The organism is Streptomyces recifensis (genome assembly GCF_002154615.1).
In the GTDB taxonomy this organism is placed as follows: Bacteria; Actinomycetota; Actinomycetes; order Streptomycetales; family Streptomycetaceae; genus Streptomyces; species Streptomyces griseoluteus.
On the sequence record NZ_MUNH01000354.1, the window covers coordinates 1 to 12,214 of the forward strand.

Annotated in this window: 8 protein-coding genes; 6 read left to right on the top strand and 2 right to left on the bottom strand. The window is 70.9% G+C overall.

The window, feature by feature from the left end; translation table 11 throughout:
* Positions 1-167 precede the first annotated feature (167 nt).
* Positions 168-2,816, bottom strand: coding sequence for a PA14 domain-containing protein (locus CCN33_RS18865; protein WP_425275854.1), 2,649 nt, complete (start codon positions 2,814-2,816; stop codon positions 168-170).
* Positions 2,817-2,967: 151 nt separating this feature from the next.
* Here CCN33_RS18865 and CCN33_RS18870 point away from each other — a divergent pair, with 151 nt between their 5' ends.
* From CCN33_RS18870 to CCN33_RS18890, 5 genes are all read left to right on the top strand, one after another.
* Positions 2,968-4,005, top strand: coding sequence for a LacI family DNA-binding transcriptional regulator (locus tag CCN33_RS18870; protein ID WP_167387896.1), 1,038 nt, complete (start codon positions 2,968-2,970; stop codon positions 4,003-4,005).
* A gap of 158 nt (positions 4,006-4,163) precedes the next feature.
* The gene (locus CCN33_RS18875) at positions 4,164-5,246 is read left to right on the top strand and encodes an ABC transporter substrate-binding protein (protein ID WP_086694750.1); all 1,083 of its coding nucleotides are present in this window, start codon (positions 4,164-4,166) and stop codon (positions 5,244-5,246) included.
* A 71-nt stretch (positions 5,247-5,317) separates the two neighbouring features.
* Positions 5,318-6,883, top strand: coding sequence for a sugar ABC transporter ATP-binding protein (locus tag CCN33_RS18880; protein ID WP_086694751.1), 1,566 nt, complete (start codon positions 5,318-5,320; stop codon positions 6,881-6,883).
* Entirely contained in the window at positions 6,876-7,841 is a 966-nt protein-coding gene (locus tag CCN33_RS18885; RefSeq protein WP_086694752.1) for an ABC transporter permease, read from the top strand. Before CCN33_RS18880 ends, CCN33_RS18885 begins: the two co-directional genes overlap by 8 nt.
* The gene (locus tag CCN33_RS18890; RefSeq protein WP_086694753.1) at positions 7,841-8,863 is read left to right on the top strand and encodes an ABC transporter permease; all 1,023 of its coding nucleotides are present in this window, start codon (positions 7,841-7,843) and stop codon (positions 8,861-8,863) included. Before CCN33_RS18885 ends, CCN33_RS18890 begins: the two co-directional genes overlap by 1 nt.
* Before the next feature lie 22 nt (positions 8,864-8,885).
* Here CCN33_RS18890 and CCN33_RS18895 read toward each other — a convergent pair whose 3' ends face one another.
* On the bottom strand, positions 8,886-10,730 hold the full coding sequence (locus tag CCN33_RS18895) for a glycoside hydrolase family 76 protein (protein ID WP_086694754.1): 1,845 nt from the start codon (positions 10,728-10,730) through the stop codon (positions 8,886-8,888).
* 289 nt (positions 10,731-11,019) lie between these two features.
* Here CCN33_RS18895 and CCN33_RS18900 point away from each other — a divergent pair.
* A partial coding sequence (locus tag CCN33_RS18900) for a carbohydrate-binding protein (protein ID WP_244173862.1) occupies positions 11,020-12,214 on the top strand: 1,195 nt, incomplete at its 3' end.

Sequence of the window (12,214 nt, forward strand, 5' to 3'; positions counted from 1 at the left end):
GGCGGGGGCGGCGTAGGCAAGGGGGCCGGACAGTGCGGCCGAACCCAGCGCCAGCGCGCCGCCGGCCAGGAAGTGACGTCGGTCGAGGGACATGCGGGCGCTCCTGGGGGTGAGTCCGGCATGGGGGCGCGCGGCCCGCCCCGATGAGGGACGGGCCGCGCGGTACTTCAGGAGGTGCAGGTGAGCGTGCCGTTCTCGGCGCCCTTGATCAGCGCCTCGTGCGCGGCGTGCAGCCGCTTGGTGTCGGCCTTGAGGACCTTGCGGTCATAGGTGAGCAGACCGTTCAACTCGCCCTCGACGTCCGTGATCTGGGTGTACACGGCGCCGTTGCTGCCCTTGCAGGCCGCGAGCTGCTCGACCTCCTTCAGCCGGTCGAGGTAGACGTCGGTGTACGTCTCCGGAGTCACGCCGACGTAGGTCATCTGGACCGGGAAGGCGTGTCCGGGAACGCCCAGACCGAGGCCGCCGTACTCGCCGCTGACCAGGGCCCTGCGGCCGTCCGCCTGCGGGACCTGCGGGCTCGGGTAGCCGTGGGCGTCGGCGATGTCGCCGTTGCCGCCGTCCACCGCGCCGCAGCAGTTCAGGCCGCTCATGTTGTTGACCAGCCGGGTCGGGTCGAGGGACTTGGCGTAGTCCGCGATCCGCGCCTGGTCGTACTGGCCCCAGCCCTCGTTGAAGGTGACCCACATGACCACCGAGGGGTGGCTGTCGTGCTGGAGGATCATCTGCTTCAGCTCGTGCTCGTACTCGGTGCGGGCCGCCGCCGGCGGGTTGACCGTGTTCATCGCCGGCATGTCCTGCCAGACCATCAGGCCCAGCTTGTCCGCCCAGTAGTACCAGCGGTCCGGCTCCACCTTGATGTGCTTGCGCACCGAGTTGTAGCCGAGCTGCTTGTGCACCTTCAGGTCGTAGGCGAGGGCGTCGTCGGTCGGCGCGGTGTGCAGGCCGTCGGGCCAGAAGCCCTGGTCGAGCGTGGCCATCAGGAACACCGGCTTGCCGTTGAGCAGGGTGCGCTGCTTGCCGTTCACCGTCTTGACCTCGACCGAGCGCATCCCGAAGTAGCTGCCCACCCGGTCGGCGCCGTTGCCCCGGCCGACGGTGACCTTGAGCTGGTACAGGTGCGGGTCGTCCGGGGTCCACAGGTGCGGGCGGGGGACCGGCACCGAGAACGCCGTGCCGCCGGTGCCGCTCGCCCGGCCGACCTCGCGGTCGCCGTCGTAGGCGACCGCCGTGACCGGCACGCCGTCCCGCACCCCGCGCACGCTCACCGATACCGAGCGGTTCGCCAGGTCGGGGGTGGTCTTCACGTCCTCCGCGCGGTCCCGGCCGACCGGCTCCATCCACACCGTCTGCCAGATGCCGGAGCTGGGCGTGTACCAGATGCCGCTGGGGTCGAGGCGCTGCTTGCCCATCGGCGGGTTCTCGCCGTTCGCCGAGTCGGTCGGGTCGTAGACGCCGACGATCAGCTCCTGGAGGCCGCCGTTCTTCTTCAGCGCGTCGGTGACGTCCAGGCTGAACCGGTCGTAACCGCCCTTGTGCTCACCGACCTTCTTGCCGTTGACGTACACCACGGCCTGCCAGTCCACCGCGTCGAAGTTGAGCTGGAGCCGGCGCGTGCCGTGCACCTGCCAGTCGGCGGGCACGGTGAAGGTCCGCTTGTACCACATGCGGTCCTCGTGCCGTTCGATCCCGGAGAGCTGGGACTCGACGGGGTAGGGCACCAGGATCTTCTCGCCCAGCTTCTTCTTGCCCGTGGGCGGCTGCTCGCCCGCCTCGGCGCCCGCGAACTCCCAGGTGCCGTTGAGGTTCTTCCACTGGTCGCGGGTCAACTGCGGCCGCGGGTACTCCGGATGGGCGTTGGTGGGGCTCACCTTGTCGGCCCAGGGAGTGCGGAGCTGGTAGGTGGAGTGGTTGCTGCCGGTGCTCCAGAAGTCGGAGACCGCCACGCCGTCGGTGCCCGTCAGGCCGCCCTTGCCGTCGTAGCGCAGGTCCGCGTAGCCGCCGTGGTCGCCGACCACCGGCTCCGTCAGCGGGACGACCAGCTTGCTCGGGTCGGAGGCGTCCAGGTGCGCGGTCCCGCGCGGCCAGGCGGAGCCGCCGACATCGATGTCGAGGTGGTCGCCGAACCCGGCCGGGGGCGCCTTGAGCTGCTGGGCGAAGTCCAGCACCAGGGTCTTGCCGTCGGGCTGGATCGCCGAGTCCAGCGGGCCGTTGTAGGTGAACCCGTCCGGCAGGCTGAACGCCGACTGCGGGATCGCCTCCTTGGCGCCGCCGGGCGGTGTCCAGCGCACATGCAGGTTGGAGCCGCCGTAGTGCTCGAAGTACTCCACCTTGATGTCGTAGGCGTGGCCCGCCTCCAGGGTGACGGGCGCCGAGTTCTGCTCACGGTCCCAGTCGTCCACCCAGTGGTCGATGACCTCCTTGCCGTCGACCCACAGCCGGAAGCCGTTGTCGCCGGTGATCGAGAAGGTGTGCGCGCCGGTCTTCTCCGGGGTGAGCCGGCCCGTCCAGCGCACGCTAACGTCGTCCTGCTGCCCGGTGCGGGCCTTCAGACGCGGTTCGAGGTCGGGGAAGTCGAGCGAGGGGTCGAAGGCGGTCGCCTTCAGCGTGGCGAAGTCGAAGGCTCCGGACGCCGACTGGGTGTAGTACTCACCCTTGAGACCGTGGGCCTCGGCCGGCCCGTCGGCCTTCGGCGCGGCCGGTGACGCCGGTGACGCCTGGGAGGCCGCGGCGCCCGAGACCACGAGCGTCAGAGCGGTGAACGCGGAGGCCAGCCAGCGGTGCGGGCGGGACCTGCGGCGAGAGGATGGTGGCACGAGTACCTCCGGGGGGAACGGAGTTGCGGGTGCGTGCTCTGCCCGAGCTCCAGCACATCTTGTATAACGTTGGAAACAAGGGCAGTTGGCATGAGAACACGCCTCCTGCGCTCTGTCCAGGTGTCTGACACGAGGCGTGGGAGGACTGAGGATGCGCGTGAGTCTGAAGGACGTGGCCGAACGTGCGGGGGTCTCCGTGAAGACCGTCTCGAACGTGGTCAACGACTATCCGCACGTCACCCCGGCCATGCGGGCCCGCGTCCAGTCGGCCATCGACGAGCTGGGCTACCGGCCGAATCTGACCGCTCGTCACTTGCGCAAGGGCCGTACCGGGATCATCGGCCTGGCCGTACCGGAACTCGGCAACTCCTACTTCGCGGAACTCGCGGGCGCCGTCATCGACGCGGCCGCCCAGCACGAGTACACTGTCCTGCTCGACCACACCCAGGGCCAGCGCGAACAGGAGATCCTGGTCTGCCAGGGCTTCCGCGCCCGGGTCATGGACGGCCTGATCCTGAGCCCGCTGGAACTGGAGACCGAGGACCTCGCCGCCCGCCGTGACGACGCGCCCCTGGTGCTGCTCGGCGAGCGCCGCTACGACCTGCCCTACGACCACATCGTCATCGACAACATCGCCGCCGCCCGCGCCGCGGTGCGCCACCTGCTCGCCCTCGGCCGGCGCCGCATCGCCTTCCTCGGGGCCCGCCGGGACCACTCGCACCAGCCCGCCCACCTGCGGTTCATCGGCTGGCAGGCGGAACTGGCCGCCTCCGGGGTGGCGGTGGACGACCGGCTGGTCGCCACCACGAGCGGCTGGGGCCACGAGGACGGCGCCCGCGCCATGGCCGGGCTGCTGGACTCCGGGGAGCGCCCCGACGGGGTGTTCGCCTACAACGACCTGGTCGCACTGGGCGCGATGCGGGTGATGTTCGAGCGGGGCCTGAGGGTGCCCGAGGACATCGCGGTGGTCGGCTTCGACGACGTCACCGAGTCCCGGTACGCCGCCGTCACCCTGACCACTGTCTCTCCCGACAAGGAGGCCATCGCCCGGCTCGCCGTCGAGTCCGTCGTCGGCCGGCTCAAGGGCGACCAGAACCACGAGGCTCCCCGGGCCGCCCGCCTCCTCCAGCCCGGCTTCACCCTGGTGGAGCGGGAGAGCACCCTCGGGCGGCGCCCGCCCTCGTTCTGACCAGCACAAACCCCCTTGCCCAGGCCCCAGTTGGCGGCAATACCGGTTCGGTGTCGTCCCGCACGGGGTGTTTACACGGCTCTTCCAACGATGTAAAAAGCATCCTGATCTGGTCACGGCCGGACGGCCTTCCGCAGTCCCGAAGTGGGGTAATCCGCATGAAGCCGCACTCCCGCACCACCACCAGAAACATCCTCGCCGTGGGGCTCGTCGCCGGGCTGGCGCTCGTCACCGGCTGCACCAAGTCCGAGAGCGACGACTCCGCCCCGGCCCAGACGAGCAGCTCGGGCGACGCGGGCAAGCAGGTCGCCGAGAGCGGCGGCGGCAAGACCTGCGCGATCGGCGACTACGGCGCCGACAAGCTCGACCTGAAGAACGCCGTCGTCGGCTTCTCCCAGTCGGAGAAGGAGGCCAACCCGTTCCGCATCGCGGAGACGGCCTCCATCAAGGCCGAGGCGTCCAAGCGCGGCATCAAGCTGCTCACCGCCAACGCCCAGTCGCAGTTCTCCAAGCAGATCAGCGATGTGCAGGACCTCATCGCCAAGGGCGCCAAGCTCCTCGTCATCGCCCCGCTGAACTCCGACGGCTGGGAGCCGGTGCTCCGGTCCGCCCAGGCAAAGAAGATCCCGATCATCACCATCGACCGGCAGATCAACGCGGCCCCCTGCAAGGACTACGTCAGCTTCATCGGCTCCGACTTCGTCGCCCAGGGGCGGCGTGCGGCCGACCAGCTGATCGAGGCCACCGGCGGCAAGGGGGAGATCGCCATCCTGCTCGGCGCCGCCGGCAACAACGTCACCACCGAGCGGACCAAGGGCTTCGAGGACCGCGTCAAGGCCAAGGCACCCGGACTCAAGATCGTCTTCAAGCAGACCGGCGAGTTCACCCGCGAGAAGGGCCAGTCGGTCACCGAGCAGCTCATCCAGTCCAAGCCCGGCATCAAGGCGATCTACGCCGAGAACGACGAGATGGGCCTCGGCGCGGTCAACGCCCTCAAGGGCGCCGGCAAGAAGCCCGGCGCCGTGAAGATCGTGACCATCGACGGCACCCGCAACGCCGTACAGGGCATCGCGGACGGCTGGATCAGCGCCGTCATCGAGTCCAACCCGCGCTTCGGGCCGCTGGCCTTCGCCACCCTGGACTCCTTCACCCAGGGCAAGCCGGTCGGCGAGGACATCGTCATCCAGGACAGCCAGTACACCGGGGCGAACGCAAAGGCCGACCTGAACAAGGCGTACTGAGCGCCCACTTCGACCGGGCGCCGAGAGCCCTCCTCAAGGCTTTCGGCGCCCCCCCAGCAGGCACGTCGCCCATGACCCCATGGAGAGCAGCCGTGACCGCACCACCCGACGAAGTCCTCGCCGTCACCGGTCTGACCAAGCGCTTCCCCGGTGTACTGGCCCTGGACGACGTGACGTTCACCCTGCGGGCGGGCCAGACCCACGCCCTGGTCGGCGAGAACGGCGCGGGCAAGTCCACCCTGATCAAGGTCCTCACCGGGGTGTACCGCCCCGACGAGGGCCAACTGCGCCACCTGGGCGAGACGGTGACCTTCCCGACCCCGCTCGCCGCGCAGCACGCCGGGATCTCCACGATCTACCAGGAGGTCAACCTCATCCCCCTGATGAGCGTGGCCCGCAACCTCTTCCTCGGCCGCGAGCCCCGCACCCGAATCGGCCTGATCGACTTCGCCCGCATGCACCGCGAGGCGCAGGAGACCATGGCCGAGTACGGCGTCCACATCGACGTCCGCCGCCCGTTGCGCGAACTCGGCGTCGGCGCCCAGCAGATGGTCGCCCTCGCCCGCGCCGTCTCGGTCGACGCGCGTGTGGTGGTCATGGACGAACCCACCTCCTCGCTCGAACCCCGCGAGGTGGAGACCCTGTTCGGCGTCATCCGGCGGCTGCGCGAACAGGGCATCGCCGTGCTGTACGTCAGCCACCGCATGGACGAGCTGTACGCCATCTGCGACACGGTCACCGTGCTCCGCGACGGCAGACTGGTACACACCGGCCCGCTCGCCGAGACCGGTCGCCTGCAGCTGGTCTCCCTGATGCTGGGCCGCGAGACCAGCGAGGTCCGCGCCGAGGGCGTCACCAAGTTCAGCGGCAGTCACGACGCCGGTTCCCGGCCGGTGCTCAGCGCGCGCAACCTGGACCGGCGCCACCAACTGCACGCCGTCTCGCTCGACATCCGGCCCGGTGAGGTGGTCGGACTCGGCGGACTGCTCGGCTCGGGGCGTACCGAGACCGCCAAGGCCATCGCGGGTGCCCTCCCGCTCGGCGGGGGAGAGGTCACCGTGGCCGGGCGGCCGGTGCGCACCGGGTCGGCGGCCGCCGCCATCCGGGCCGGGATCAGCCTGCTGCCCGAGGACCGCAAGTCCGAGGGGATCGTGCCGGGACTGTCCGTCCGGGAGAACATCGCACTCGCCGCACTGCCCCGCATGTCCCGCTTCGGGCTCGTCTCCGAGGCCCGGGTCGACGCCGTGGTCGACACCTTCATGAAACGGCTGCGGATCAAGGCCGCGAGCCCCCACCAGAAGGTCGGCGAACTCTCCGGCGGCAACCAGCAGAAGGTGCTGCTGGCCCGCTGGCTGGCCATGCACCCCAAGGTGCTGCTGCTGGACGAGCCGACGCGCGGCATCGACATCGGTGCCAAGGCCGAGGTGCAGAAACTCATCGACGAACTCGCCGGGAACGGCCTCGGCGTGCTGCTGATCTCCTCCGACGTGGAGGAACTCATCGAAGGGTCCGACCGGGTGGTGGTGCTCCGGGACGGCTCGGTCGTCGGCGAGCTGACCGGGGACGAGGTCGGCGCCGACCAGCTCCTGCGGGCCATCGCCGAGGCCGCCGAGGAGGAGGCGCCCCGCCATGACTGAACTCGCCCTGGACAACAGAACGCTGCCAGACCGGTCCACGGTCGTCGGCTGGCTCCAGAACTACGGCGTCTACCTGGGTCTCACCGTCCTGCTGCTGTTCAACGTGTTCTTCACCGACCACTTCGTCTCCGGCGAGAACTTCCGCACCCAGGCCGTCCAGGTCTCCCCGGTGCTGATCGTCGCCCTCGGCATGGCGCTGGCCATCGGCACCGAGGGCATCGACCTCTCCGTCGGCGCCGTGATGGCCCTGGCCACCTCCGTCACCTCCCTCTACCTCGGCTACGGACCCTGGCTCGCCCTGGTGGCCGCGCTGGTCGGCGGCGCCGTCATCGGCCTGGCCAACGGCTCGCTCATCGCGTTCGTCGGCGTCCAGCCCATCGTCGCCACCCTCGCGCTCATGGTCGGCGGCCGGGGCATCGCCCTGGTGCTGCTGCCCCAGCTCAAGGACGTGCGCGACCCCGCCATGGCCACCCTCGGCTCCGGCAGCGTGGCCGGCATCCCCTACCTCGCGCTGATCGCGGCCGCCCTCGCCCTGGTCGTCGGCTTCGTGGTGCGCCGGACCACCTTCGGCCGCCGCCTCCTCGCCATCGGGGACAGCCGCCCCGCCGCCCAGCTCGCCGGACTCCCGGTGCACCGGGTCCTGATCACGGTCTACGTCTGCTCGGGCGTCCTCGCCGCCGTCGCCGGGTTCCTCGCCACCGCCCGGCTCCAGGCCAGTGACCCCAGCTCACTGGGCAACCTGATGGAACTGTCCGCCATCACCGCCGTCGTCGTCGGCGGCACCCCGCTCACCGGCGGACGCGTACGCATCGGCGGCACAGTGGCCGGAGCCGTCCTCATCCAGCTCCTGACGGCCACCCTCATCAAACACGACCTGCCCTCGTCCTGGACCCAGATCGCCCAGGCCGTGGTGATCGTGCTCGCGGTGTACGCGGCACGGGAGAGGGGGAAGCGGTGATGCCCAGCACCAAGGAACACCCCGCGGCCGCCGGACGGACGGCGCCCGCCCCCGGCGACACCGCCCGGCGCGGCGACCGGGTCGCAGCCCTCGCCCAGCGGCACGGCGCCCTGGTCGCCCTCGTGGCCCTCGCGGCCGTGGCCTCGCTGTCCTTCGACTCCTTCGCCACCGGCGACAACCTCGGCAACATCGCGATCTCGTCGTCGTTCCTGGCCACCGTCGCCCTCGGCATGACCTTCGTCATCGTCAGCGGCGGCATCGACCTCTCCGTCGGCTCCGTCTTCGTCCTCGGCGGAGTCCTCGCCGCCTGGGGCTCCCAGCACGGCACGGTCGTCGCGCTGCTGCTGCCGCTCGCGGTGTGTGCCGCGATCGGGCTCGTCAACGGGCTGCTGGTGGCGCGCACCGGACTCGCGCCGTTCATCGTCACCCTCGCCTCGATGCTGGCAGCGCGCGGGCTCATGCTGGCCATCACCGACGAGGGCGCCGACACCTTCCTCGTCGACCCGGACTCCGTCTTCGCCTCCCTCGGCCAGGGCAAGCTGCTCGGCATCGGAACTCCGGTCTGGATCACGGCTGTTCTGTTCGTAGGCGGTGCTGTGCTGCTGCGCAGCACTCAATTCGGGCAGCGGGTGTACGCCGTCGGCGGCAACGAGCAGGCGGCCGCGCTGATGGGGGCCCCGGTCGCCCGCACCAAGATCAGCGTCTACACCCTGTCCGGGCTGCTGGCCGGCCTCGCCGGGGCGCTGAACGCGGCCTACCTCGCCTCCGGCGTCACCATCCTCGGCTACGGCATGGAGCTGGACGCCATCGCCGCCGTCGTCATCGGCGGCACCCTGCTCACCGGCGGCCTCGGCTACGTCAGCGGCTCCCTCGTCGGCGTGCTCCTGCTCAAGGTCATCCAGAACGTCATCAACCAGATCGGCTCCCTCGACTCCGCCTACCAGCAGGTGGTCAGCGGGGCGTTCCTCGTCCTCGTCGTCGTCGCCCAGACCTGGCTGGCCAGGCGGCGCCGGGTCGGCTGAACGCCCCTTCGGACCGCGGGACTCACCCGGCCGCGGTCAGCGCCGCCAGTGCGCTCGCCTGGGTCCGCCAGTCCACCTGGTTCGGACTCCCGCCGGCCCAGCGCTGGCCGAGCCGGTTCAGCGGGTCCCGGTCCTTCGCCCACACCGAGTCGGCCTGCCGCACCAGATACGCGCGGTAGGCCGGCGATCCGGTGACGGACGCCAGGTCCGCCAGATGCCGGACGAACACGCCCTTGAACTGCTTCTGGTTGTCGTCGCAACTCGCGCCGCCCACGTCACACGACTCGGTCAGCACCCCGTCACGCGTCAGCGCCGTGGAGGACAGCGCCGCTTCCGCCAGCCGCTTGGCCGCATCGAGATAGCGGCTGCTGCCGGTCGAGCGCCACAGCTCGGTGAAGCCGCCGATCGCCAGCCCCTGGTTGTAACTCCACACCGTCTGACCGTTGTTGGCGCACCCCGAGGTGAGCCCGTCGTTCACCAGCCCAGAGCTGTTGATCAGCCCGCTGCCCAGGTACCAGTCACCGGCCATCACCGCCCGCGCGCCCCACACGGTGTCCCCGGTCAGCCGTTGGTGCAGCGCCGAGGTCAGCCACAGATACAGACCGCTGGTCACCGCGTTCTTGTAGGTGCGCTCCCGGTTCCACCAGACCCCGCCCCCGCAGGTGTTCGTGTCCCAGAAGCCGCGCACGTAGTCGGTGACGGTCACCGCCTCGTCCAGATAGCGCCGCTCGTGCGTGAGGTCGTACGCCGCCACCCAGGCGACCCCCCACCACGCCGCGTCGTCCACGGCCCGGCTGATGAAGTGCCCCTCCACCGGGTCCGAAGAGCGTCCGCCCGCCGGGAAGACCCCCTTGTTCTGCTCGAAGGTACGCGCCACCGCCCAGTCGTAGTCGTGCGTCCCGGTGGCCCGAGCGAAGTCGACGACCGAGGTCAGGGCCACTGCCGAGTTCCACCAACTGCTGCGCCACCAGCCCTCGTTGGTCTGGTACGACGCCATCAGGGCGTCCGCCGCGCCCCGTGCCCGGGTCGGTGCCGGGCGCGCCCAGGCGGTGCAACTCCCGTCCTGGTGCGCGGACTCGCGGCCACAGGCGCGCACGGCACCGCCGTACAGCAGCCCGCGCGGGTCCCGGGTGGCGAACATCGCCGTGCGCGTCGACGACGCCCCGGAGGGCACGCTGGTCCGGCCGAGCGAGGAGCCCTCCGGCCAGCTCGCGCCCTCGTCCCAGGAGCGGTCCAGCCAGATCTCGTCGCCCGCGCCGCCGTTCTCCACCACGCCCCAGGCCAGCCCGTCGGCCTGGTCCATGTGCAGGCTGATGGTGCGCCCGTACAGGGTGGTCGCGGGCACCGGACGCTCGTCGCGGGCCGCCGTGGCGGGGTCGGCGCCGTCGCAGGAGGTGCCGTCGCACACCCGGGGGCGGAACCAGTCGGTGCAGGACACGCCGGCCGCGTCCGCACAGGCCCGGACCCAGCCGCGCCGATGGCCCACGGGGTCGGTGACGTTGTACATCAGCGTCCGGGTGCCAGTCCACGAGGACGGGATGCTCGCCTTGCCCAGCAGCCCGTCCCAGCTCGCGCCCCGGTCCCAGGACCGGTCCAGCCATACCGCGTCACCCTGTTTGCCCTGGTCCACGCTGGCCCAGGCCATGCTGTCCGGCTCGGAGACATGCAGCCTCAGCAGGCGGCCGTTGACCGTCCGGTCCGGCACCGGGAAGGAATCCTGCCGTGCCTGGGAAGGGTCGAGGGTGTCGCAGGACAGCGCGCACACGGCCGACGCGGCGTGGGCGGGGGAGGGGAGCGCGAGCAATCCGCCGAGCGCGAGAGCGAGGGCCAGCAGTGCGCCGAGGAAGCGGGGTCTGTGAACCGGCATGGCGAGTCCTCCAACGTTGAACAGGCCCGGTCAGTTGCACGACAGCACCGCGGGGGAGGGCTGTACAGGATCAAAAACAGCCACAGACGGAACCGGACGGAACACGCGTCGCGCACGCTTCGCGCCAACTACTCTGACAACGCTGTCGGTTCCGGATCTGGACACCGGAAAGCGGAGCGTGGTCTCATGCCGGGGAGCCGTGTTTACAACGTTGTATCGCACCTGTGCTGCCGTCGTCTCCGCATGTCCGTCGCGCTCGCGAGAGCGCCACCGCCCCCTGGAGCGTGCCGTGCGACCATCCTTCCCCCGTACCCTCCGTCCGCCGCGTGGACCGGTCATCGCCCTCGTCCTGGCCTGCGCGGGCGTCGCGCTCGCCCCCGTCGGCGCCGACGCCGCCACCCCGGCCGCCAAGGCCCGCTCGGCCACCGTGACCGTGCCGGGCGCCCGGTTCCAGGTGCTGTCCCCGACCCTGATCCGTACCGAGTACGCCGGGGACGACAAGTTCGAGGACAGCGCCACCTTCAACGCCATCGGCCGGAGCGCCTTCACCCCGCCCGCCCCCACCTCCTCGGTCAAGGACGGCGTCCTCACCCTCACCACCAGCGCCCTGACCCTGCGCTACAAGGTGGGCTCCGGCCCCTTCACCGCCGACAACCTGACCGTGCGCCTGAAGACCGGGCAGAAGCAGGTGCAGGCGAGCCCCTGGCAACGCCCCGACTGCGCGGTGGGCACCCTGTGCGAGGCCGAGGGCCAGCTCCACGACGGCCCCGGCGTCGCCACCGACCACACCGGGTACACCGGCAAGGGCTTCCTCGCGGGCTTCGACGTCACGAACAACTCCCTGACCACGGACGTACGTGCGCCCGAAGCCGGCACCTACGACTACGCCGTCCGCTATGCCAACGCGGTCGGCTCGGACGGCCGCCGGGAGACCCGCACCCTCAGCCTCAGCGTGGACGGCGGCGCGAACAGGACGTTCAGCCTCCCCGCCACCGCCGACTGGAACACATGGGGTGTGGCCCGCCTGCCCCTGACGCTGGGCGCCGGGACCCACACCGTACGGCTCCAGCGCACCGCCGCCGACTCCGGCAACGTCAACATCGACAGCGCGGCCCTGGTGAAGCAGGGCGCCGACTACCCGGCGCGCGACCGCACGGCCGTCCCCGCCTGCGCGTTCGGCACGAGCTGCGAGGCCGAGGACGGCCTTCTCGCGGGCTCCGCGGTCATCGCCACGGACCACCGGGGGAACTCCGGCGACGGCTTCGCCGCCGAACTGAACAAGGACGCCTCCCTCACCCGCCGCGTGGTCGACGTCCCCCGCGACGGCACGTACCGCCTCCACCTCCGCTACGCCAACGGCACCGGCGGCGACGGCCGCCACGAGAAGCGCACCATGGAGGTCCGCCCCGGCACCGGCACCCCCGCGACCCTCACCCTCGACCCCACCGACAACTGGGACACCTGGCAGACCGCCTCCACCACCG